The following is a 23,852-nucleotide window of genomic DNA, read 5'->3' on the forward strand; positions in this document are numbered from 1 at the left end:
CCTCTAGCTATCCTGCGATCATGGCGATGGCAGCAAGACCTGCCTTGATCCGGATCAAGCCGTGGCGGGGGCGGTGAGCACGTTCTGCACCATGTCGGGCAGCAATTCGAGGTGGCGCAAGGCTGCCTTGAGCCGGGTGCGGTCCTGGCGCGGCAGCGCATCCAGCGGCAGGCGGCTGCCCGGCGGCGTGCCGGCGGCAAGGGCGGCGAGCTGCTGGCGCAGCAGCAGGCGCAGGATCAGGTCATGGGCCTGCAGCAGGCCATCGAGATCGTCGGCTTCGATCAGGCCGCGCGCGGCGGCGGCGCGCAGCCGCGCCTGGGTGCTGGTTTCGGTGAGGCCGAGTTTCAGCGCCATGCAGCGCGCGGCACTCACCAGCGGCAGCAGGCCGCCGAGCTTGAGGTCGATCAGCCCTTCCTTTTCGCGCAGGCGGCCGAACAGGCCGATGGCGGGATGGATCTGGGCGGCCTGCTCGGCCAGCAGCCGCAGGAACAGCGGCGAGGCCCGCGCCGCCGCCAGGGCTTCGCGGCGCAGGTTTTCGCCGAGCCGCCGCTCGCCATGGATCGGCTGCAGGTCGAAGAAGATATCAACATTGAGCAGGGCTTCCGCCGAATGGCGCCGCACCCATTCGGTGACGCGCGCGCGCCATTGCCCCTGGGCGCCGCGCCAGGCGGTGTTCATCGCCATCACGCCGCCCTTGCAATAGGGAATGCCGGCGGCGTTCAGCAGGTCGGAGAGCTGCGTGCCGGCGCGCGCATACCAGCCATCATCCTCGCTGCTGCCGGCATGGATGATGGCGTTGTCCTGATCCGGCACCAGCAGGCTTTCGCCGCGCCCGCCGGAGCCGAGCATCAGCAGGCACCACGGTGCTGGCGCCGGCTCCAAAAGCTGCTCAACCAGGGCGGCGGCGCGGGCCGTGATATCGGCATAGATGCCGCTGATCACGGCGGCGATTTCCACCGGCTCGAGTTTTTCTTCCAGCAGCATGCGGCACAACGCCGGCAGGCTGGCGCGCGCCGCATTCAATTCCGCCGCCGTGGTTGCCGCCTCGATTGCATCGGCCACCGATTGGGCTTCCGTCGCGCGCTGGCGCAGCAAAGCGCGGGCCGAGACCATGCCGATATAGGCGCCGCGTCCATCCGTCACCGGCAGGTGGCGCAGATTGAACCGCCGCATGCGGCCGATGGCGCGGAACAGCAGGGTATCCTGCGGCAGGCTGATGATCTGCGGCGTCATCACGGCTTCGGCGCGCATGGCGGCGCTGGCGGCACCATGCTGCGCCAGGGCACGGGTGAGGTCGCGCTCGGTGAGGATGCCGACCACCTGGTCGTGGCGGCGCACCAGCAGCACGCCGATATTCTCCGCCGTCATCGCTTGCGCCGCCTGGGCCAGCGGACAATCGGCATCGATACTGCTGACCGGCTGGCGCATCACCTCGGCGAGGTGCCGGCGATACGGCATCAGGTCGAGCAGGCGCCGGCTGTCGTCACTCGCATGATTGCCCATGTCAGTCATGTGGCAGTGTCAGTCATGCGGCAGCACCAGATCCATCGCCCAGCCGGCACGCTGCTGGCCATGGATCAGATCGCGGGCGCGGCGCATCACGGCTTGCGCACCGCCGAGCGTGCCGATGCCATGGCCGATCAGGTGTGGCCGGAGGGCGCACCAGAGTTTCGCCGCCGTCTCGGCATCGCCGGTGGCGGAATGGCGGGCCTCGATCTGTATGCCAAACTGTGCCGCGATGGCCTCGATGCCGCAATCGCGGCTGCGCGGATACAGGCCGCCATAGAGCAGGCCGATATCCAGCACTGCCGGCGGCGGCATGAAGCCAAGCTGCGCCCGCGCCGCCTCCTCGCGCAGCAACGCAAGATCGAAGCCGATATTGTGCCCGAGCAGCACGCGGTGATGCCAGAAGCGCAACACCGTGCCGCCGACCAGCGCAAAACTCGGCGCGGTGGCCACCATGGCATCGTCGATACGATGGATCGCGGTAGCGCTGGCCGGGATTTTGCGGCCCGGATGCAGCAGCAGATCCAGCAGCGCGCCTTCCGCCTGATCGCCGCGCCAATGCAGGCCGCCGATGCTGACAATGCGGTCGCGCGCCGGGTTCAGCCCGGTGGTTTCGGTATCGAGCACCGCGAGCGGCAGGTCATGCAGCGACAGGGTGGCAGGCAGGCGCGGGCCAGCCTCGGGCCCATGGCGCCGGGCGGCAAAATGGGTGCGCCAGGATTGCAGCAACCGGCGCGGCAAGGATGTCGGACGGGCCATGGCCCGGACTCTATGCCGCATAAAGGCAAAATAAAACCCCGCCCGGATCGCTCCGGGCGGGGCCGATAGACTAAAGGACTGGCCGCTTAGTCGGCGGTGATGTCCTTGCCGTTGTTTTCCGGCACGAACAGGGCGCCAATCACCACGGTCGCGAGCGCGATGATGATCGGATACCAGAGGCCGAAATAGATGTTGCCGGATTCCGCGTTCATGGCGAACGAGGTCGCCGGCAGCAGGCCGCCGAACCAGCCGTTACCGATATGGTAGGGCAGCGACATGCCGGTGTAGCGGATGCGGGTGGGGAACAGTTCCACCAGCGCCGCCGCGATCGGGCCGTACACCATGGTGACCAGGATGACCAGGTAGGTCAGCGCCAGCACCAGCGGGAAGGCCTGGCCGGTGAACACGCCGAAGAAGCTCGTCACCTTGACGATGCTGTCATTCGGCTTGCCCGGCACCGGATAGCCGACGTCGCCCAGCGCCGCGTTGATCGCGCCGGTGAAGGCTGCCGGCACGGTGCGGGCGGCGTCGCCGCTCAGCTTGGTGGTGTCATAGGAGGTGATCTCCTTGCCACCGATCTTCACCTTGGCGACGGTGCCGCTCGGGGCATCCTCGACATGGTAGTTCACCGACGAGCGGGCCAGCAGCGAGCGGGCGTTATCGCAGGACGAGGTGAACTTGGACGTGCCGGTCGGGTTGAACTGGAACGAGCAATCGTCCTTCGCGGCGACCACGACCACTTCCGACTTCTGATGCGCGGCATGCAGCATCGGGTTGGCGGTGGCGGTGATGAACTTGAACACCGGGAAGTAGGTGATCGCGGCCAGCACGCAGCCCGCCAGGATGATCTTCTTGCGGCCGATCTTGTCCGACAGCGCGCCGAAGATGATGAAGCCGCCGGTGCCGAGGATCAGCGACCAGGCGATCAGGATGTTGGCGGTGAACAGGTCAACGCGCAGCACCGACTGGATGAAGAACAGGGCGTAGAACTGGCCCGTGTACCACACCACGGCCTGACCGGCGACGAGGCCAAGCAGGGCGAGGACGGCGAACTTGGCGTTCTTCCACTGGCCGAAGGCTTCGGACAGCGGTGCCTTCGACTGGCGGCCCTCTTCCTTCATCTTCTTGAACGCCGGGCTCTCTTCCATCGACAGACGGATATAGAGCGAGATGGCGAGCAGGAAGATCGAAAGCAGGAACGGGATGCGCCAGCCCCAGGCGGCGAAGTCCTTTTCGCCGGTATAGGTGCGCACCACCAGGATGATCAGCAGCGACAGCAGCAGGCCGAGCGTGGCGGTGGTCTGGATCCAGGAGGTGAAGTAGCCGCGCTGGTTGCGCGGGGCATGTTCGGCCACGTAGACGACCGCACCGCCATATTCACCGCCCAAAGCCAGGCCCTGCAGCATGCGCAGCGCGATCAGGATGATCGGGGCCGCGGCGCCCATGGTCTCGTAGCTGGGCAGCAGGCCGACCAGGAAGGTGGACGAACCCATGATCAGGATGGTCATGAGGAAGGTGTATTTGCGGCCGATCAGGTCGCCTAAGCGGCCGAAGAACAGGGCGCCGAACGGGCGCACCAGGAAGCCGGCGGCAAAGGCCAGCAGCGCGAAGACGTTACGGGTCGCTTCCGGGAAGGAAGAGAAGAACTGGGCGCCGATGATCGCCGCCAGCGAGCCGTAAAGGTAGAAATCGTACCATTCGAAGATGGTGCCGGCGGAGGACGCCAGGATGACCTTGCGTTCCTCCTTGGTCAGCATGCGCGAGCTGCGCTCCTGCTGCATGGTCAATTCGCTCATGAGTCTCAAATCTCCCTAGCTGCCGGTTGTTGTTAAATCTCCACGGGTGTGGCGACGGCAGTTCAATTCGCAGCATTAACCGCATTCGCAGGGAGCCGCCATTCAACCAAAGTCTAGCCGGGAGTGGTTATAAGTTATTGATTGTATGTAAATATTTTTGATTCTAATGTAAATAATCCGTAAACAGATTGCCGCCTCTGGCGAGGATGCCGGCCTGGCTGTGGTTACAGACAATGTATAAATAATGTAAACAATCAGTAATTGTGTTTTATGCCACAAGCAGTTGCTTTGCAGCAAAAGCGAGAGCCGGAATCAGGCGGCGGCGGGCAGGCGGCTCAGGTCGGCGATCAGATCCTGGCTACGGAAGCGTTTGCCCATGCTGGTGCGGAGCGCCACCATGTTGAAGCCGAGATCGCCAGCAATGACTTCGAGGTCGTTGCGCTTCAGCTTGATGTGGATCGGCGCCAGTTCCAGGATCAGCGCCGCGGTGGACCGGATCACATGCTCCGGCGGCAGCGGGTCGACCTGGCAGCTCAGCGCGAAACGGGCCTGGAAGGCTTCGATGCGGTCGTTCCAGCCTTCGGTGCGATGCCCCGGCACATGCTCATTCAGTATCTCGCCGTAGAGGCGCGCCAGATGCGCAGAAACCGCCTGTCGCGCGGCAGCATCCGCCGGTCGCAGGCAGCCTTCGGTTACGATCAGCGTGTCCGCCAGGGTCATGGAGAAGGCTTCCCAGCGGCAGATTTCCATCAGCTCGGTGAAGGTCTTTTCCTTCATCAGCTTTTCGAAAGCCAGCAGGGTTTTCACGCGGCAATAGCCGATCACCGACTTCTGCGCCAGGTAAGCGGCCTCGCCGGCCACGAACTGGCGCAGCTCGGCGGCATCGGCCACCTTGGGCGGAAAGAAGAATTCGATGCTGCGCCGCAGCAGACTGCGCTCGGCTATTCCCTGGTTCATTTTGCCTCCCTGACACTGCCCCGGTTTATCCCTGCCGGCGGCGTCGCGCACGGGATTTCACTTGCAGGAACAATAATTTACTAAATATTTATACAAATTGGAAAATTGTTTCGCGCTAGGGTTTCGACCTTGGTCTAATGAGTCAAAGTTTACACCGTGGTTATAGTTTACGCCACGTAGGGGAGGATTCGAGGGGTTCGCAATGCCTCTCCATGCGCTGGCTCAACAACAACACAAACCTAAAGGGGTAGGAGCGCCAAAAATGACTCAACTTTCACCGGACAAGGCTAAAGCCTATTGGTCCCGCACGTCGGGGCTGATGTGGACCATGCTGGCGATCTGGTTCCTGGCGGGCTTCGGCGTGCATCTCTTCGCGCCGCAGCTCAACAGCATCCGGATCATCGGTTTTCCGCTCGGCTTCTACATGGCCGCGCAAGGCTCGCTGATCATCTTCGTCGTGTCGCTGTTCTGGTTTGCCCGCAAGCAGAACGAGATCGACGAGGAATTCGGCGTGGCTGAAGAAGAGTAAGGGGGAACACAGCCATGGCTAACAATTCGCAAAGCGGCGGCGGTTTCATCAATAACCTCGGCAAGATCTACGGCATCTATACCGGCGGCTTCGCTGGCTTCGTGATCTTCCTCGCCATCCTCGAGAAGATGGGTGTCTCGAACCAGGTGATCGGTTACCTGTTCGTGTTCATGACCATCGGCGTCTACGCGCTGATCGGCATCATCTCGCGCACGGCGGAAATGGGCGAATACTATGTCGCCGGCCGGCGTGTGCCGGCGCTCTACAACGGCATGGCCACCGGTTCCGACTGGATGAGTGCTGCGTCGTTCATCGGTATGGCCGGTTCGCTCTACCTGCTCGGCTACGATGGCCTTGCCTTTGTGCTCGGCTGGACCGGCGGCTACCTGCTGGTGTCGATCCTGCTCGCGCCGTATCTGCGCAAGTTCGGCCAGTACACGGTGCCGGACTTCCTCGGTGCCCGCTACGGCGGCAACGTGGCGCGCTTCTTCGGTGTGATCGTGCTGATCTCGGCGTCCTTCACTTATGTGACGGCGCAGATCTTCGGCGTCGGCATCATCGCCTCGCGCTTCCTCGGCATCTCGTTCGAGGTTGCGGTGTTCGTCGGCCTCGCCGGCATTCTGGTCTGCTCGATGCTGGGCGGTATGCGCGCCGTCACCTGGACCCAGGTGGCGCAGTATATCATCCTGATCATCGCCTACCTGATCCCGGTGGTGATCCTTTCGGCCAAGACCACCGGCGTGCCGATCCCGCAGTTGATGTACGGTCAGGCGCTGGAGAAGATCGAGGTGCTGGAGAAGACGCTGGGTGTGGTGAAGGCCCACACGGCGACATTCGCGAATGCCCAAGGCGTGGTGAACTTCACCGACGGCTTGAACTTCTTCGCGCTGATCTTCTGCCTCATGGTCGGCACCGCTGCGCTGCCGCACATCCTGATGCGCTACTTCACCACGCCCAGCGTGCGTGAAGCGCGTCAGTCTGTCGCCTGGTCGCTGTTCTTCATCTTCCTGCTCTACTTCACGGCGCCGTCCTACGCGGCTTTCGCGAAGCTGGAAGTGTACCAGAACGTGATCGGTCAGCAGATCACGGCTCTGCCCGCCTGGGTGCAGTCGTGGGGTGCCATTGGCCTCGTCGGCGCTTGCGACGCGGCCAATGCCGATACCATCTACGCGCTCTGCAAGGGCGTGAAGGGTAATGCGGACGGCATCCTGCAGCTTTCCGAGTTCCGTATCCACACGGATGCGATCGTGCTGGCAACGCCGGAAATCGCGGGTCTGCCCTATGTCATCGCCGGCCTGGTGGCCGCTGGTGGCCTGGCGGCGGCGCTCTCGACCGCCGACGGTCTGCTGCTGGCGATCGCCAACGCCCTGAGCCATGACGTGTACTACCGCATGATTGATCCGCAGGCTCCGACCGCTCGTCGCCTGATCATCAGCCGCGTGCTGCTGGTCGTGGTGGCGATCGCCTCGGCGTATGTGGCCGCGCAGAAGCCCTCTACCATCCTCGCGATGGTGGCCTGGGCCTTCTCGATTGCCGCATCGGGCTTGTTCCCGGCGCTGGTGATGGGTATCTGGTGGAAGCGTACCTCCAATGCCGGTGCCATCGCGGGCATGATCGTGGGCTACGGCGTTTGCCTGTACTACCTGATCACCACGCAGTTCTATGGCGCACCGCTCTGGTTCGGGGTGAAGAACATCTCCTGTGGCCTGTTCGGTATCCCGGCGGCCTTCATCACCACCTACGTGGTCAGCCTGTTCACGGCGGCCCCGTCGAAGGAGATGCAGGACTTCATCGACTCGATCCGTGTTCCGGCAGGTGAGGTGAAGCTGGCCGACGAACGCGACGCCGTATCGCATTAAGCGACACGGGCAAGCGCTCTGCTTGTCACGGGCGGCGGGGACCTTATAGTGGTCCCCGCCGCTTTCTTTTGTCCGTATTAAGGTTGCTCAATGCCTGCAAAGCCTGATTTCTTCTGGGACTTTCTGCCCTTCTGGATTGTCGCCTACAGCCTCGCCGTGATCGGCTGGACCTGTGTCGGCCGCTTCCTGATGAGTGCCTTCCTGCCGCCGGACAGCCCGAATTACATCCATCGCTGGTTCGTGCGGCTGACCGCCTGGCCGGTGCAGTTCGTGGCCTTCTTCACCCCGGCCTTTGTGCTGCCGCGCATTCTGCCGCTGGTCACCGCCTTCTGGGCCTTCCTGCTGCGCTATGTCGCCTATGTGATTTTCGCGCGCTATGGAATGGCGCCGACGCTGGGAGTGAACTGAAGCCATGCTCAACGCGCAAACCCTGTTCGTTGCCGTGCTCGGCGTCACCCTGATCAACGGCTTCGTCTCGCCAATCCTGCCGCTGGTGTTTGTCTGGGCGCCGGTCTGGATGCCGGAATTCGCGCCGCAGACGCCCATCGCCATTCTCTACGGCACCTCGCTGATCGTCTCTCTTTCCACCCTGATCATCTCCGGCGTGCCGGCGGCTTTGTTCGAGCGCTTCACCGGCCGGCAGGCGACCGATACCGTGTCGATGCTGGTTTGGCTCGGCACGGCTTTTCTGCTTACCCTGCCTGGCCTGATCTGACGGAGCTGAATGGACGAGGATATCGAGGCCATCGACCAGCGCATCCGCCGCCTGGCTGGCCTCTCGGTCGGCCGCGGTTGTTTCTTCGCTGCGCTGGCGATCTGGTGCACGATGATCGGCCTGATCTACGAGCCGGTCCTGTCGCTGAAAAGCGGCGCCATCCTCACGCTGCTGGTGGCCGCTGCGCTGGTGCTGAAGGCGCAGACGGTGCGGCGCTATTCCTACAAACAGACGGAAGTCTGGATTCTGCTCGACCGCAAGGTCGATCTGCTGCCGGCGCATGCACAGCGCCTGATCACGCAGGCGCTGCACCAGATGTATCTGCGCTACGCATTGTTTGCCATGCTGCTGGCTTTGCTGTTCTGGGGCCTGGCGCTGCTGTTTTCAGTCGTCGGCAAGCCAGGCTAGAACAATCTACGCCGCCGCTGGCAGGACCGGCTCCGCAGGCTCCTGCCCGCTACCGATATGCTGCAGCGAGATCAGCGGTACCAGCTTGTCGCCGATAGTTGCCACGCCATCCACCAGCTTCGACGACCAGGCCTCATTGGTTTCGGCGCGGGTGATCTGGCTGGTGTCGACGGAGATGATGTCGGATACGCCATCCACCAGCAGGCCGAAAGGCTTGTTTTCCAGCATCGCCACCACGATCACATCCTGCGGTTTTGGTGTTGGCGCCGGCTTGCCCATCAGCAGGCGGGCATCCAGCACCGCCAGCACCTGGCCGCGCAGGTTCAGCAGCCCGAGGCAGCTTGCGTCACAGTTGGGCAGCGGCGAAACATTGGTCCAGCCGCGGATTTCCTGGATCTGCAGCAGCGGCAGGGCATAGGCCTGGTCGCCAAGCGTCACCAGCAGGGCATCGAAATTTTCCATAGCTTGCTCTCCTTTCGCTCAGGCGGCGCGGGCCAGGGGCGCTGACCGCTGTATCTTGAAGAAGCTGACCAGTTGCGCCAGGTCGCTGGCCTGGTTGGAAAGCGCCTGGGCGGAAGCCGAGGTCTCTTCCACCAGGGCGCCATTGCGCTGGGTCATCTCGTCCATCGAACCGACGGCGGTGTTGATCTGCTCCAGGCCCAGCGCCTGTTCGCGGCTGGCAGCGGCGATTTCGGCGACGATGGTGGAAACCTTCTGCACCGCTGTCATGATCTGCTCCAGGCTGCGGCCGGCATCGCTTACCAGCTTGCCGCCTTCGCGCACCTGGCCGTTGGACTGGCTGATCAGTGCCTTGATATCCTTCGAGGCATTGGCGGAACGCTGCGCCAGCGCCCGCACTTCCTGCGCCACGACGGCAAAGCCCTTGCCGGCCTCGCCGGCGCGCGCCGCTTCCACGGACGCGTTGAGCGCCAGCAGGTTGGTCTGGAAGGCAATCTCGTCGATCAGGCCGACGATGTCGGTGATCCGGGTCGCCGAGGTTTCGATCTCGCCCATCGCGGTGACGACATTGCGCATCACCTTGCCGCCATTCTCCGCCGCGTCGCGCGCCGTCTCGGCGAGCTGGTTGGCGGCCTGGGCGTTGTCGGCATTCTGCTTCACCGTGGTGGTGATTTCATGCATCGATGCCGCCGTTTCCTCGATGGCGGCGGCCTGCGCTTCGGTGCGTTGCGCCAGGTCCTGGCTGCCGCTGGAAATTTCCGCCGCCGCCTCGTTCACATTGGCGGCGCTGGTGCCAAGATCGCCAGCGATTTCGCGCAGCTTGGCCGCCATGCGGTTCATGTCGGTCTTGAGCTGGCCGAAAACACCCTGGTAGTTGCCACGGATGTCATGGGTCAAATCACCCTGGGCCATGCCGCCGGCCACCGTGGCGACTTCGCTGGTCACCTGCTGCAGCATGCCGGTGAGGCCGTTCAGCCGCTGGCTGATGGTAAGCAGGAAGCCTTCCTTGTCGCCTTCGTTCAGCCGCATGCCGAGATCGCCGGCCGAGGCCTTGTCGCAAAGCTGCGAGATTTCCTCGATCGCCTTGCGCTCGCGGGCTTCACGCTCGGCACGCTGTGCCTCGGAGGTGCTGCGCTGTTCGGCGATATCGGCTTCGGCTTTTTCGCGGGCGATCATGCTGTCCTTGAACACCTGCACCGCGCCGGCCATGGCGCCGATCTCGTCCTTGCGCTCGGCGCCGCTGACGGCGACCGTGGTGTCGCCACCAGCCAGCGTGGTCATGGTGGCGGTCATGGCGCGGATCGGGCGAATGATCGTGCCGATGGCAATGAAGCCGCCGATCAGCAGGCCGAGCACCACAGCCGCCGCCACCGCAATCAGCAAAGTCCAGCGCTGCTGGCGATAGAGTTCGGTAACGGCTTCGTTCGTGTCATTCACCGCCTTGCTGAGTGTCGTTGCGGTGTCGCGCAGGTTGTTCACGGCGGCATCGCGCGCGGCACCGACTTCCGGGCGCCGCTGATAATCGCGGGAGGCTTGCGCGCCTTCGGCGCGGGCAATGCGGGCGATCTCGCGACGCGTTGCGGCGAAGGCATCCACCATGCGGCGGGTCTCGGCGAAGCTGGCGCTCTCGGCGGCCGGCTGGATCTTCGCCCAGGCATCCAGATCCGCGTTGATCTGACTCAGGCTTGCTTCGATGCCTTTTGCATATCGCTCGGTTTCCTCCGGCGTGTTCGCCAAGTAGAGGCCGCGAGAATCGGCAATAGTCGTCTGGGTCAGGGCAAAGACATGGTCGCTGTAGAGGGCGCGGGTTGCCTTGTTCGCCATCTCATCGGTCACCTGATCCGAAACATCGATGATGTAGCGGGCCATTACGCCGACGCCGATCGTGGCGAGCGAGAGCAGGATCAGCAGGGCTGAAATGCGGGTGAGGATCTTGGTGTTGTTGATCAGGCGCAACATGGGGCTCTCCAGGATGCCAGCAAAACGTCACCGGGCAGGCGGCGCCTGTCCGATACCGTTGGTCTAATCCTGGAGCTGGTTCTGGCCGAGTGACAATCCGCTAACAGCGACAAGGTGTTAGCGGATTTTAACCGGCAGGGCTGTGGAATCGGCGCGACGCGGTAGAAAGCGTCACATTGCTATAAGCAGGCGCTAATCCCGCCGCCAGAGCGGCCACATGCGGCGCGGATCGACGCCATAGGGATAGCGCAGCGCCAGCATCATCGCCATGCCGAGCAATGGCCAGTGGAACCAGATGCTGTGGCGGCTGGTCAGCAGATTGATCAGGGCAAGGAAGACGATGACGACGACACCGCGCATGGCATTGCGGCGCCATTTGCGGATCGCCTCTTCGCTATCCTGCGGCCCGCCATCCGTCTCATCATGCTGCGGGCGGCCTTGATAAACCGGCGGCTGGGCGCTGGCGCGGGCCGGCTGGTCCACCTGGATGCGGTAGGCCGGCACCGGCTCGGCGATATTCTTGATTTCGCGCGAGCCGATGAAGTCGAAGCAGAAATCCAGCTTCTTGCGCACCTGCTCGAATACCGTGCCGGAAATGCACACACCACCGGCTTCGGCGAGCGATTCCAGCCTTGATGCGATATTCACGCCATCGCCAAGCAGGTCGGTGCCATCCACCATCACGTCGCCGAGATTGATGCCGATGCGGAATTGCAATGGCGGCGTGCCGGGCGCATCCAGTTTCAGCGCCGCATTGCGCGCGGCGACGCGGCGCTGTGCTTCCACGGCGGCGAACACGGCTTCCACGGGGGAAGAGAATTCCGCCAGCAGGCCATCGCCCCAGGTATTCACCACGCGGCCATGATGCCGCTCGATCTCCTGGATCATCTCGCCGCGATAGAGCTTGAGCCGCTGCACGGTGCCGACTTCATCGGCTTCCACCTGGGCGCTGTAGCCCTGCACATCGGCGCAGAAGATCGTGGTCAGCTTGCGCGGCAGCGGACGCGGGGCCTCCGTCTTGGCATCAGGGGAGGTGGGGCCAGGGGGCGGAGAGCCGGGATCAGTCTGCATCAGGGCAGCCTCGTCTGGCGCGGATGAAAAGCGGGCAGCAGCCAGTATAGCCCTACTGGCCCGGGACCGGGGAGGGCGGATCTGCGCCAAAAAATGTGACGGCGGCTGCTTGGGCAGCGGTTTCCGGCAGGTTTGCAGTCGTGGCTAACCACATGGCTAACCCGTCTGGCTAACCCAGATGCAAGATTTTGAAATATAAAGGAAAATGGTGGGCCCGGAGGGACTTGAACCCCCAACCAGACCGTTATGAGCGGCCGGCTCTAACCAGTTGAGCTACAGGCCCGGAGACTTGAGGCGCTATTTATGCGCCTCAAGTATCAAGGAATGAGCGCAATTTACGCGAGCGGCTCGGGTGCTTCAACTTCCGCAGCGCCTTGGCCTCGATCTGGCGGATACGCTCGCGGGTGACGTTGAACTGCTGGCCGACTTCCTCGAGCGTGTGATCGGTGTTCATGCCGATGCCGAAGCGCATGCGCAGCACGCGTTCTTCGCGCGGGGTAAGGGTGGCCAGCACCCGCGTGGTGGTCTCGCGCAGGTTGGAGTTAATCGCTGCATCGAGCGGCAGAACGGCGTTCTTGTCCTCGATGAAATCGCCGAGATGCGAATCTTCCTCGTCGCCGATCGGTGTTTCGAGGCTGATCGGCTCCTTGGCGATCTTGAGCACCTTGCGCACCTTCTCCAGCGGCATGCCGAGCTTGGTCGCCAGTTCTTCCGGCGTCGGCTCGCGGCCGATCTCGTGCAGCATCTGGCGGCTGGTGCGCACCAGCTTGTTGATCGTCTCGATCATGTGCACCGGAATACGGATGGTGCGGGCCTGGTCGGCGATGGAGCGGGTGATGGCCTGCCGGATCCACCAGGTGGCATAGGTCGAGAACTTGTAGCCACGGCGGTATTCGAACTTATCCACCGCCTTCATCAGGCCGATATTGCCTTCCTGGATCAGGTCGAGGAATTGCAGGCCGCGGTTGGTGTATTTCTTGGCAATCGAGATGACGAGGCGCAGGTTGGCCTCGACCATTTCCTTCTTCGCCATGCTGGCTTCGCGCTCGCCCTCGCGCACCTGCTTGTAGATGCGCTTGAACTCGGAAACCGGCAGGCCGATCTGGGTAGCGACCACGGCGATCTCGTTGCGGATCGGCTTCACCTGGGCGGCGCCGGATTCGGCGAAGCGCGGCCAGTTCTTGTGGCCCTTCACCTTGGCGACCTTGGACAGCCAATTCGGATCGAGTTCGTTATTCTCGTACTGCTTGATGAATTCCTCGCGGGGGATCTTGTAGCCCTCCGCGATACGCAGCATGCGGCCTTCCAGCATCATCAGCTTCTTGTTCAGGCCGTAGAGATTCTCGACCAGGCTTTCGATGCGCATGTTGTTGAGATGCACGGAATCCATCAGCCGCACCATCTCATGGGTCAGCTTCTGGTAGGCCTTGTCGCGCTTCGGGTCGATCGGCTCATGCGCCAGCGCCGATTGCAGGCGCTCTTCCTGCGTCTTCTGCAGCTTCTTGTAATGCTTGGCGATGGCGTCGAAGGCTTCCAGCACCTGCGGCTTGAGCTGCGCTTCCATGGCGGCGAGCGACAGGTTGGCCTCGTCGTCCTCGTCCATTTCCTCTGGCGCCGGGGCGCCATCGGGGCCGACGCCCGAACCACCACCCGGGCCGCCAGGCGCGGCGGCCTTCGGTGCCTCGGCCTTCACCGACGGCTTCGGCGCGGCTTCCGGCTTCGCCACCGGCTTCGGGTCGAGCTTGGACGGCTGGCCTGCGGCTTCCGCCGCGGCCGCTTCTTCTTCCTCTTCCAGGCCGCCTTCGGGAACGCCGCCGCCCATGGTGGCTTCAAGGTCAACCACGTCGCGCAGCAACAGGCGGCCTTCCACCAGGTCGTCGCGCCATTGCACGATGGCCTGGATGGTCAGCGGGCTTTCGCAGATCGCCGAGATCATCTTCTCGCGGCCGGCCTCGATGCGCTTGGCGATGGCGATTTCGCCCTCGCGCGACAGCAGCTCCACCGAACCCATTTCGCGCAGATACATGCGCACCGGATCGTCGGTGCGGTCGGACTCGGCCTTCGGGCCAGCGGTCTCGCTCGCTTCGCCATCGACGGCTTCGGCCTCGGCCTCTTCCTTCTCCGGCTGCGCGTCTTCCTGCTCTTCCGATTCCACGATGGTCACGCCCATCTCGGAGAGCATGGCCATGGTGTCTTCGATCTGCTCGGAGGAAACCTGCTCCGGCGGCAGCACGGCGTTGATCTCGTCGTAAGTGACGTAGCCGCGCTCCTTGGCGCGGGTCAGCATGCGCTTGATCGCAGCAACGGATGCGTCGATCAGCGGCGTATCAGCCGTGTCTTCCTTTTCCGGAGCTTCGGTCGCATCGGGTGCCGCTGCTTGTTTCGCCATGCCGCTTCCTAAACCGTTACCTCGGCGCTTTTGCACCGGGCCTGTCCAAAACACACGGAGCCGCCCCGCGAGGAACGGCTCCATTCACATCATCACTCGTCGTCCGAGGCCGATACCTGGCTTCGGGCCGCGCCCACTTCCGCCTGCAGTGCCGAAAAACGGCGCCAGGCATCCGGGCTCATATCCTCGGCGAGTTCCGCCTGGGCGGTCGCCAGTTCCTTTTCCAGCTCGTTCAACCGATAACGCTGCACGGCCTGGAACCAGCCTCTCTCAACCTTGTCTCGCAGGGTCTCTGCCTTGGTAAACGGCTCAAGTACCCGATATTCCTCGCCGAACACGAGGTCGAGCGACGTGCCAAGGCCCTGGCCCCTGAGATGGGACGCCAGACCCTCGCCGTCAAGACCGGGATGGCGGGAGGCTTCTTCTAGAATCCGCATCTTGAGGCTGTCAAGCAGGTGATTCGGGAATGTCAGCCGCGCCACCGCCTCGGCATGGTCCTCAACCAGCCAGGGATGGCGGAGTAATCCCAGCAGCAGGGCCTTTTCCCGCCGGTCGCCGGCATCCGGGGCCTGGGGGGCGGCCAGATCCCCGATCGGGCGGCCAAAACCCGGTCGTCCACCGGTCCAGCGCTCGCCGGCCCAGCCGCCAGCGAAGCCGGGGCGGTTCTGGCCGCCACGCATCTGGCCGGGGCCGGGTGGGCGGCTGGGGCGGGCAGGGGCGAACAGGTTGCGCAGCCTCTCGCGCAGATGCTCGCGGTAGTGGTTCTGCACCGCCGGGTGCTTGATACGGAAGGCGGCAGCCTTGAGCGTGTTTTCCAGCGCGGCGCGGCGTTCCGGGGTGTCGATGGCCTGGCCCTCGGTTTCCTTGCGCCACAGCATTTCGGACAGCGGCAGGGCCTGGGCCAGCACTTCCTCCATGGCGGCGCGGCCGCCGGCCTTTACCAGATCGTCGGGGTCCTGGCCGGCGGGCAGCAGGGCGAAGCGGAAGGACTTGCCCGGCTCCAGCAGCGGCAGCGCGCGGTCGACAGCCCGCAACGCCGCCTTGAGGCCGGCCTTGTCGCCGTCGAAACACAGGATCGGCTCCGCTGCCATGCGCCACAGCAACGCCATCTGATCCTCGGTCAGCGCGGTGCCGAGCGGCGCCACGGCATGGCTGATGCCGGCCTGGGCCAGCGCGATCACGTCCATGTAGCCTTCCGCCACCAGCACCGTGCCGGCCTCGCGTGAGGCCTCGCGGGCCAGCGCGATGTTGTAGAGCGTGTGGCTCTTGTGAAACAGCGGCGTTTCCGGCGAGTTGAGGTATTTCGCCGGCGCATCCGGGTCCAGCGCCCGGCCGCCGAAAGCGATCACCCGGCCGCGCCGGTCACTGATCGGAAACATCACCCGGTTGCGGAAACGGTCATAGCTCGCACCGCCATCGTCCGGCTTGATCAGCATGCCGGATTCGATCAGCAATGCTTCCGGGATATTGCGCGCCAGCATGGCCTCTTTCAGCGCCGTGCGGGCTCCCCCTTTGCTGGAACCGGGGGCGTAGCCGATGCGGAAGCGGGCGATGGTTTCGCGCGAGAGGCCGCGGCGCTCGACATAAGCCTTGGCTTCGCGGCCCACGGCGGCCTGCAACTGGCCCTCATACCACTTGGCGCATTCTTCCAGCGCGGTGGAAAGCGAGGCCGCCTGCTTGTCGCGTTCGCGGTCCTCGGGCCGCTGCTGTGGCACCGCGAGTCCGGCTTCGCCGGCAAGCTGCTCGATAGCCTCGTGGAACGAGAGGCCACCCTTGCTTTTCATGAACTCGATGGCGTCGCCATGGGCGCCGCAGCCGAAGCAATGGTAATGGTCGTCGTAGACGTGGAAGGACGGCGTCTTTTCGTTATGGAACGGGCAGAGGCCGAGATAGTCGCGGCCACGCTTGGTCAGCCGCACATGCCGGCCGATCAGGCCAGGCAGCGACACCCGGTTACGCAGCTCCTCGAGAAACGACTCGGGAAATTGGGCCATGGCCCTTCCAGTCTATACCCGCTCTAGGTCAGCAGGCCCTTGAGTACCGCCGATGCCTTGCCGAAATCCATCTGGCCGACATATTTGGCTTTCAGCACGCCCATCGCCTTGCCCATATCCTTGATGCCGGTGGCGCCGACCTCGGCAATCGCCGCCTTGGCGGCGGCCTCGATCTCGGCCGGCTCCATCTGCTTGGGCAGGAACGACTCGATGATGGCGATTTCTTCCTTTTCCTGGTCCACCAGGTCCGGCCGGCCGCCCGTTTCGTAGGCGGTGATCGATTCGCGGCGCTGGCGCACCATGGTCTGCAGCATGGAAAGGATGTCCTGCTCCGGGATGCCGGTGCGGTCGGCGCCATCGGTGCGGGCGTTGATGTCGCGGTCCTTGAGCGCCGCCAGGATCAGACGCAAGGTACTGATACGGCGGGTATCTTTGGCCTTCATCGCCTCTTTCAAGGCGTCGTTCAGCGTCGTCCGCAGCATCGTTTTATATCCCCACTTAAGCTACCGGAAAGGGGCGAGCATACTCGAACAACCGATTCCAGGCAAAAACTATAACCTGTTGATAACTCTGAATGTTTCGATACATGTTGCGACTTGACGGAACGGCCTGATTTGCTATGGTCCGGCCCCGGTCGGCGGGGCAGGTCAGCGCCCGGCCGCTCATCCACAACAGGGCCCTTAAAGCCCGGAGCCGAGGTTTTCGCTTAACCCCGCTCCGGCAGCTTCATGCGGCCCGAATACTGCGCCTGCAGTGGCGCCAGATGGAGTACCGGACATGTCGCCGCAGCCGATCGACCCGCAGCCGCCGCAACCAGGGCTGACGGGAATCGTCGTTCTGGCCGATGGCAGTGTCTTCCGCGGCTATGGCCTCGGCGCCGAGGGCGTGGCGGAAGGCGAAATCTGCTTCAACACCTCGATGACAGGCTACCAGGAAATCCTCACCGATCCTTCCTATGCCGGCCAGATCATCACCTTCACCTTCCCGCATATCGGCAACACCGGCACCAACCCGGAAGATATCGAGACCCAGGGCATCGCCGCGCGCGGCCTGATCCTGCGCGCCCCGATCACCGATCCGTCCAACTTCCGCAGCGATCATCACCTGGATGCCTGGCTCAAGGCGCGCAACCTGGTCGGCCTCTCCGGCATCGACACCCGCGCCATGACCCGGCGCATCCGCGATCTTGGCGCGCCGAATGGCGTCATCGCCTACCGTAAGGACGGCAAGTTCGACCTTGCCGCGCTCACCGCCCAGGCCAAGGCCTGGCCGGGCCTGGAAGGCATGGATCTCGCCAAGGATGTGAGCTGCCGCCAGACCTATGGCTGGGACGAGACGCTGTGGACCCTGGGCCAGGGCTACGGCAAGCAGACGGCGCCGAAATATCACGTCGTGGCGCTCGACTACGGCATTAAGCGCAACATCCTGCGCAATCTGGCTTCTGTCGGCTGCCGTGTCACCGTGCTGCCCGGCAACAGCACGGCGGAAGATGTGCTGCGCCACAAGCCGGACGGCATCTTCCTGTCCAACGGCCCCGGCGATCCGGCGGCCACCGGCGTCTATGCCGTGCCGACGATCAAGGCCCTGGTGGAGAGCGGCAAGCCGGTTTTTGGCATCTGCCTCGGCCACCAGATGCTCGCGTTGGCGCTTGGCGGCAAGACCGCGAAGATGGAACGCGGCCATCGCGGCGCCAATCACCCGGTGAAGGACCTGGAGACCGGCAAGGTGGAGATCACCAGCCAGAATCACGGCTTCTGCGTGGTGGAGGAAAGCCTGCCGGCCAATGTCGTGCGCACCCATGTGTCGCTGTTCGACGGCTCGAATGAAGGCATCAAGCTGACCGACAAGCCGGTCTTCTCGGTGCAGTATCACCCGGAAGCCTCGCCTGGCCCGCAGGACAGCCACTACCTTTTCCAGCGCTTCGTCGGCCTGATCGAGAAGGCCCAGGCGAAGTGACCCAGACCGAGATTTCCCATGCCTAAGCGCACCGACATCCAGAGCATCCTGATCATCGGCGCCGGTCCCATCGTGATCGGCCAGGCCTGCGAATTCGATTACTCCGGCACCCAGGCCTGCAAGGCGCTGAAGCAGGAAGGCTACCGCGTCATCCTGATCAACTCCAACCCGGCCACGATCATGACCGATCCGGGCCTGGCGGATGCCACTTATGTGGAGCCGATCACGCCCGAGATCGTCGCCAAGATCATCGAGAAGGAACGGCCGGACGCGCTGCTGCCCACCATGGGCGGCCAGACCGCGCTGAACACCGCGATGAAGCTGGCCGAGGACGGCACGCTGGAAAAGTTCAAGGTGAAGCTGATCGGCGCCAGCCGCGATGCCATCGCCATGGCCGAGGACCGCGAACTGTTCCGCCAGGCGATGCAGCGCATCGGCCTCGACATGCCGAAATCGGCTACCGCGCATACCCTGGATGAAGCCCGCGCCGTGCTGGTGGAAACCGGCCTGCCGGCCGTGATCCGTCCCAGTTTCACGCTGGCCGGCACCGGCGGCGGCATTGCCTATACGCGCGATGAATTCGACGAGATCGTGCTGCGCGGCCTCGATGCCTCGCCGACCACCGAAGTGCTGATCGATGAATCGGTGCTCGGCTGGAAAGAATACGAGATGGAGGTTGTCCGCGACCGCAACGATAACTGCATCATCGTCTGCTCGATTGAAAACATCGACCCGATGGGCGTGCATACCGGCGACAGCATCACCGTGGCCCCGGCGCTGACGCTCACCGACAAGGAATACCAGATCATGCGCGACGCCTCGATGGCGGTGCTGCGCGAGATCGGCGTTGAAACCGGCGGCTCGAACGTGCAGTTCGCGGTCAACCCGGATGATGGCCGCATGGTGGTCATCGAGATGAATCCGCGCGTGTCGCGCTCCTCCGCGCTGGCCTCCAAGGCCACCGGCTTCCCGATTGCCAAGGTGGCGGCGAAGCTGGCGGTGGGCTACACGCTCGACGAATTGATGAACGACATCACCGGGGTGACACCGGCTTCCTTCGAGCCGACGATTGATTACATCGTCACCAAGATGCCGCGCTTCACCTTCGAGAAATTCCCGGGCACCGAGAAGCTCTTGAACACCTCGATGAAGTCGGTGGGCGAGGCGATGTCGATGGGCCGCTGCTTCCAGGAGAGCCTGCAGAAAGCCCTGCGCTCCATGGAAACTGGCCTCACCGGCCTGAACGAGCTGGTGATCCCGAATGTCGAGGATGACGACAAGGAGCTGATCAAGGCGGCTTTGTCCAAGCCGACGCCGGATCGCCTGCTGGTGATCGCCCAGGCTTTCCGCCACGGCCTGACGGTCGAGGAAATCCAGGGTGCCTGCAAGTTCGATCCCTGGTTCCTGCGCCAGATCGAGGAGATCGTGCAGGCGGAACAGGCGATCCGCAAGCACGGCCTGCCCAAGGATGCCGCCGGCCTGCGCCGGCTGAAGCAGATTGGCTTCTCCGATCCGCGCCTGGCCGAACTGGCAGGCGTGAAGGAAGCCGAAGTGGCTGCCGCGCGGGCCAAGGCGAAGGTGCACCCGGTGTTCAAGCGCGTAGATACCTGCGCCGCCGAGTTCGAAAGCCGCACGCCGTATATGTATTCGACCTACGAATTCGGCGAGAGCGCCGAATGCGAAGCGCAACCGAGCGACCGCAAGAAGGTGATCATCCTCGGCGGTGGCCCGAACCGCATCGGCCAGGGCATTGAGTTCGACTATTGCTGCGTCCATGCCGCCTATGCGCTGAAAGAGGCCGGCTATGAGACCATCATGGTCAACTGCAACCCGGAAACCGTGTCGACCGATTACGACACCTCCGACCGCCTGTATTTCGAGCCGCTGACCGTCGAGGACGTGCTGGAGATCGTGCGCGTCGAGCAGTCGAACGGCAAACTGCATGGTGTGATCGTGCAGCTTGGCGGCCAGACGCCGCTGAAACTCGCCGCCGGCCTCGAAGCCGCCCATGTGCCGATCCTCGGCACCTCGCCGGATGCCATCGACCTGGCCGAGGACCGCGAGCGTTTCCAGCAGCTTCTGCAGCAGCTCAACCTGAAGCAGCCGACCAACGGCATCGCGCGGTCGGAAGCCGAGGCTCGCGAAGTGGTCGCTCGCATCGGTTATCCGGTGGTGATCCGCCCGAGCTATGTGCTTGGCGGCCGCGCCATGGAAATCGTGCGCAACAACGCCCAGCTTGAACGCTACATGACCGAGGCGGTGCGGGTTTCCGGCACCTCGCCGGTGCTGATCGACAGCTATCTCTCGGATGCCATCGAAGTGGATGTGGACTGCCTGGCCGATGGCGAGGCGCAGTTCGTCGCCGGCGTGATGGAGCATATCGAGGAAGCGGGTATCCATTCCGGTGACAGTGCCTGCGCGCTGCCGCCCTACAGTCTGGCCCCGGCGATCATCGACGAGATCAAGGCGCAGACCCAGGCGCTGGCCCGCGCCCTCAAGGTCGTCGGCCTGATGAATGTGCAATACGCGGTCAAGGACGGCGTGGTGTTCATCCTCGAGGTCAACCCGCGTGCCTCGCGCACCGTGCCCTTCGTCGCCAAGGCCATCGGCGAGCCGCTGGCAAAGATCGCCGCCCGCGTCATGGCCGGCGAGAAGCTGGCCAGCTTCGGCCTGCAGCAGAAGCGCCATGACCATATCGCGGTGAAGGAAGCAGTGTTCCCGTTCGCCCGTTTCCCCGGCGTGGATATCATCCTCGGCCCGGAAATGAAGTCGACCGGCGAGGTCATGGGCATCGACCGTGATTTCGGCATGGCCTTCGCCAAGGCGCAGCTTGCCGCCGGCACCATCCTGCCGCGCGAGGGCAGCGTGTTCATCTCGGTGCGTGATGGCGACAAGCCGGCCCTGGTGGAAGCCGCCCGCAGCCTGGTGGCGATGGGCCTGCAGGTGGTGGCCACCGCCGGCACCGCGCGCTTCTTCGAAGGCCACGGCATCCCGGTGAAGGTGGTCAAGAAGGTGATGGAAGGCCGCCCGCATATCGTCGATTCGATGAAGAACGGCGAAATCCAGCTGGTCTTCAACACCTCGGAAGGGGCCGCCTCGATCCGTGACAGTTTCGATCTGCGCCGCACCGCGCTGATGAATAAAATCCCGTATTTCACGACCGTGGCCGGTGCAAAGGCCGCCGTGCGCGCCATTGAGGCGTTGCGCTCGGGAAGCCTTGCCGTTGCTCCCTTGCAGGCTTATTTTTAGGGTTTGCGAGGAAGGGAACCATGCAGCGCATACCCATGACCGCATCAGGCTTTCACCGCCTGGAAGCGGAATTGAAGCACCTGAAGAGCGTGGAACGGCCGGAGGTGATCCGGGCGATCTCCGAGGCGCGCGAGCATGGTGACTTGTCGGAAAACGCCGAATACCACGCCGCCAAGGAAAAGCAGGGCTGGATCGAGACCCGGGTGATGGAGCTGGAGGACAAGCTGGCCCGCGCCGATGTCATCGACGTGTCGAAGCTGACCGGCTCCACCGTCAAGTTCGGCGCCACCGTGGTGCTGGCCGACGAGGATACCGACGAGAAAATGACCTACCAGATCGTCGGCGCCGATGAATCCGACATCAAGGGCGGCCTGCTCTCGATCACCGCGCCGCTGGCCCGCGCCCTGATGGGCAAGAGCGCCGGCGACAGCGTGGAGGTGGCCGCCCCCGGCGGCGCCAAGGGCTACGAGATCGTTTCCGTCAGCTTCAAGTAACTGCCCGCATAAAGGGTGGTTCGCCCGCGCGGCCACGGCAGCCGGGCATTCTCCCGCAATGCACCCGGCAGACGGGGGAGTGACGGCGGTCACAGAGCTATTTTCCGCCCTTTTCGCTATACTGGTCTTTCCGGGGCAACCCGGACCGGTCGCCTGTCCGTGTGGCGGGGCCGGGTTTGAGCCAGGCAGCGAGGAGCGCATAGCGCATGAGTGGTCCGAAGCGCGTTCTGCTGGTCGATGACGACCGTACCCTGCAAGGCCTGCTGGCTGAACAGCTGGAGGCGACTAAGGAATTCGCCACCACCTGCGTCAATGACGGCAAGGCGGCCTTGGATATCGTGCAGCGCGAGCTGTTCGACCTGATCCTGCTCGATGTCGGCCTGCCGGACCTGGATGGCCGCGAGGTCTGCCGCGAAATGCGTCGCCAGAGCGTGCGCACCCCGGTGATCATGCTCACCGCCGCCGATAGCGAAGCCGATACCATTCACGGCCTGGAAGCTGGCGCCAACGACTACGTCTCCAAGCCGTTCAAGATGGGCGTGCTGATCGCCCGCGCCCGTGCTCAGTTGCGCCAGTTCGAGCAGAGCGAGGATGCCGTCTTCGCCATCGGGCCCTACAGCTTCCGCCCGGCCAACAAGCTGCTGCTCGACAATGAGAAGGTGGGCAAGAAGGTGCGGCTGACGGAAAAGGAAACCGCGATCCTGAAATACCTGCTGCGCGCCGGCCAGAAGCCGGTGCCGCGCGAGACCTTGCTCACCGAGGTCTGGGGTTACAATGCCGGGGTTTCCACCCATACTCTGGAAACCCATGTTTATCGCCTGCGCCAGAAGATCGAGCGTAATCCGGCGGAAGCCAAGCTGCTGCTGACCGAACCGGGCGGCTACCGGCTGTCGCCATGAACGCAGTGGCGTCGCGTCATTTGCCCTGGAAGCGCGGCGGCCGTTTTTCGGCCATCGCCTGGCGGCCTTCCACGGCATCGGCGCTGCGGAAGGAATTGGCCGAGCGGTCGCGCGCGGCGCGCTCGTCCAGGATGCCGTTGGCGATTTCGTTCAGCGTCTGCTTCATGCCCTTGAGCGAGAGCGGCGCCAGGCCGGTGAGCGTAGCGGTCAGCGCCTCGGCGCGGGCCTCGAGTTCGGCGGCCGGCACCAGCCAGTCGAGGAAGCCGGTGCGCAGCATTTCAGTGGCATCGAATGTCTCGGTGGCGAGGAACAGCCGCTTCGCAGCACTGAGGCCCAGTCGCGACACCGCGCGCCGCAGCCCATGCGGATGGTACTGGATGCCAAGCTTGGCCGGCGGGATGAAGCTGCGGATGCCTTCGGCGCCGAGCCGGAAGTCGCAGGCCAGCGCGATATCGGTGCCGCCGCCATACACGCCGCCCTGCAGCACGCAGAGCGTCGGGCAGGGGAAGGCTTCGAGGCGGTCAGCAACGCGCTCCAGCGGATTGTCGCGCCAGTCATGGCTGCCGACATCGCCCAAGTCGACGCCGGAACAGAAGCTCTTGCCCTTGGCGCGCAGCACCAGCAGCCGCAGCGCCGGCTTCGCCGCCAGCTCCAGCAGGGCGGCGTCAAGCGCGTCTAGGTCGTTGATGTCCAGCGCGTTGTGCTTTTCCGGCCGGTTCAGGGTCAGCGTTGCACGGTCGTCCTGGGTCTCTACAATGAAGGCGTCGGACATGGCGTTTGGGGACCTGTTCTTGGAGAGGGTGGCGGCATTTCCGCATAGCGCGGCTGTGGCTGCAAGCGGCAGCCGGGAGGC

General features: G+C 64.0%; 20 protein-coding genes and 1 tRNA gene. 9 read left to right on the plus strand and 12 right to left on the minus strand.

The features are described from left to right. Window positions 1-54: 54 nt before the first annotated feature. The 4 genes from V6B08_RS11045 to V6B08_RS11060 all read right to left on the minus strand — a co-directional run bounded on the left by V6B08_RS11045 (window position 55) and on the right by V6B08_RS11060 (window position 5,018). Entirely contained in the window at window positions 55-1,512 is a 1,458-nt protein-coding gene (locus V6B08_RS11045) for a DUF294 nucleotidyltransferase-like domain-containing protein (RefSeq protein ID WP_341980606.1), read from the minus strand. A 9-nt stretch (window positions 1,513-1,521) separates the two neighbouring features. Continuing rightward, a complete protein-coding gene (locus V6B08_RS11050; protein WP_341980608.1) occupies window positions 1,522-2,265 on the minus strand; it encodes a 3'-5' exonuclease in 744 nt (247 codons plus the stop codon). Window positions 2,266-2,351: 86 nt separating this feature from the next. Beyond that, window positions 2,352-4,061, minus strand: coding sequence for an MFS transporter (locus V6B08_RS11055; protein ID WP_341980610.1), 1,710 nt, complete (start codon window positions 4,059-4,061; stop codon window positions 2,352-2,354). 312 nt (window positions 4,062-4,373) lie between these two features. Beyond that, window positions 4,374-5,018 carry a hypothetical protein gene (locus tag V6B08_RS11060; RefSeq protein WP_341980612.1) on the minus strand — a complete coding sequence of 215 codons (645 nt, stop codon included), beginning with the start codon at window positions 5,016-5,018 and terminating at the stop codon, window positions 4,374-4,376. A gap of 262 nt (window positions 5,019-5,280) precedes the next feature. On the opposite strand from V6B08_RS11060, the gene V6B08_RS11065 reads away from it, so the two are divergent. From V6B08_RS11065 to V6B08_RS11085, 5 genes are all read left to right on the plus strand, one after another. Next, window positions 5,281-5,547, plus strand: a complete 267-nt coding sequence (locus tag V6B08_RS11065) for a DUF4212 domain-containing protein (RefSeq protein ID WP_341980614.1) — start codon at window positions 5,281-5,283, stop codon at window positions 5,545-5,547. Window positions 5,548-5,561: 14 nt separating this feature from the next. Beyond that, the gene (locus tag V6B08_RS11070; RefSeq protein WP_341980616.1) at window positions 5,562-7,406 is read left to right on the plus strand and encodes a sodium:solute symporter family protein; all 1,845 of its coding nucleotides are present in this window, start codon (window positions 5,562-5,564) and stop codon (window positions 7,404-7,406) included. Between the two features lie 90 nt (window positions 7,407-7,496). Next, complete coding sequence (locus V6B08_RS11075) at window positions 7,497-7,814, plus strand: YggT family protein (protein ID WP_341980618.1); 318 nt, start codon at window positions 7,497-7,499, stop codon at window positions 7,812-7,814. Between the two features lie 4 nt (window positions 7,815-7,818). Further along, window positions 7,819-8,121: a hypothetical protein gene (locus V6B08_RS11080; protein ID WP_341980620.1), complete on the plus strand. Its 303-nt coding sequence runs from the start codon at window positions 7,819-7,821 to the stop codon at window positions 8,119-8,121. 9 nt (window positions 8,122-8,130) lie between these two features. Further along, window positions 8,131-8,529, plus strand: a complete 399-nt coding sequence (locus V6B08_RS11085; RefSeq protein ID WP_341980622.1) for a hypothetical protein — start codon at window positions 8,131-8,133, stop codon at window positions 8,527-8,529. A gap of 6 nt (window positions 8,530-8,535) precedes the next feature. Here V6B08_RS11085 and V6B08_RS11090 read toward each other — a convergent pair whose 3' ends face one another. The 7 genes from V6B08_RS11090 to V6B08_RS11120 all read right to left on the minus strand — a co-directional run bounded on the left by V6B08_RS11090 (window position 8,536) and on the right by V6B08_RS11120 (window position 16,883). Beyond that, window positions 8,536-8,991, minus strand: coding sequence for a chemotaxis protein CheW (locus tag V6B08_RS11090; protein WP_341980624.1), 456 nt, complete (start codon window positions 8,989-8,991; stop codon window positions 8,536-8,538). A gap of 18 nt (window positions 8,992-9,009) precedes the next feature. Further along, on the minus strand, window positions 9,010-10,947 hold the full coding sequence (locus tag V6B08_RS11095; RefSeq protein WP_341980626.1) for a methyl-accepting chemotaxis protein: 1,938 nt from the start codon (window positions 10,945-10,947) through the stop codon (window positions 9,010-9,012). 192 nt (window positions 10,948-11,139) lie between these two features. After that, a complete protein-coding gene (locus V6B08_RS11100) occupies window positions 11,140-12,018 on the minus strand; it encodes an adenylate/guanylate cyclase domain-containing protein (protein ID WP_341980628.1) in 879 nt (292 codons plus the stop codon). Window positions 12,019-12,224: 206 nt separating this feature from the next. After that, a tRNA-Ile gene (locus tag V6B08_RS11105) sits at window positions 12,225-12,301 on the minus strand. Between the two features lie 27 nt (window positions 12,302-12,328). After that, a complete protein-coding gene (gene rpoD, locus V6B08_RS11110) occupies window positions 12,329-14,407 on the minus strand; it encodes an RNA polymerase sigma factor RpoD (RefSeq protein WP_341980629.1) in 2,079 nt (692 codons plus the stop codon). Window positions 14,408-14,499: 92 nt separating this feature from the next. Beyond that, window positions 14,500-16,401: a DNA primase gene (gene dnaG / locus V6B08_RS11115; RefSeq protein WP_341980631.1), complete on the minus strand. Its 1,902-nt coding sequence runs from the start codon at window positions 16,399-16,401 to the stop codon at window positions 14,500-14,502. Window positions 16,402-16,424: 23 nt separating this feature from the next. Next, a complete protein-coding gene (locus tag V6B08_RS11120) occupies window positions 16,425-16,883 on the minus strand; it encodes a GatB/YqeY domain-containing protein (RefSeq protein ID WP_341980633.1) in 459 nt (152 codons plus the stop codon). Window positions 16,884-17,178: 295 nt separating this feature from the next. Here V6B08_RS11120 and carA point away from each other — a divergent pair, with 295 nt between their 5' ends. From carA to V6B08_RS11140, 4 genes are all read left to right on the plus strand, one after another. Next, window positions 17,179-18,357, plus strand: coding sequence for a glutamine-hydrolyzing carbamoyl-phosphate synthase small subunit (carA, locus tag V6B08_RS11125; protein WP_341980635.1), 1,179 nt, complete (start codon window positions 17,179-17,181; stop codon window positions 18,355-18,357). An 18-nt stretch (window positions 18,358-18,375) separates the two neighbouring features. Further along, window positions 18,376-21,606 carry a carbamoyl-phosphate synthase large subunit gene (gene carB / locus V6B08_RS11130; protein ID WP_341980637.1) on the plus strand — a complete coding sequence of 1,077 codons (3,231 nt, stop codon included), beginning with the start codon at window positions 18,376-18,378 and terminating at the stop codon, window positions 21,604-21,606. Window positions 21,607-21,626: 20 nt separating this feature from the next. Next, window positions 21,627-22,100: a transcription elongation factor GreA gene (gene greA, locus V6B08_RS11135; protein WP_341980639.1), complete on the plus strand. Its 474-nt coding sequence runs from the start codon at window positions 21,627-21,629 to the stop codon at window positions 22,098-22,100. Between the two features lie 206 nt (window positions 22,101-22,306). Then, on the plus strand, window positions 22,307-22,999 hold the full coding sequence (locus V6B08_RS11140) for a response regulator transcription factor (RefSeq protein ID WP_341980641.1): 693 nt from the start codon (window positions 22,307-22,309) through the stop codon (window positions 22,997-22,999). A 16-nt stretch (window positions 23,000-23,015) separates the two neighbouring features. Here the strand turns inward: V6B08_RS11140 and V6B08_RS11145 are convergent, their stop codons facing one another. Continuing rightward, a complete protein-coding gene (locus V6B08_RS11145; RefSeq protein WP_341980643.1) occupies window positions 23,016-23,771 on the minus strand; it encodes an enoyl-CoA hydratase/isomerase family protein in 756 nt (251 codons plus the stop codon). Window positions 23,772-23,852: the final 81 nt, after the last annotated feature.

The sequence above is a fragment of the Ferrovibrio sp. MS7 genome (assembly GCF_038404985.1).
GTDB lineage: Bacteria > Pseudomonadota > Alphaproteobacteria > Ferrovibrionales > Ferrovibrionaceae > Ferrovibrio > Ferrovibrio plantarum.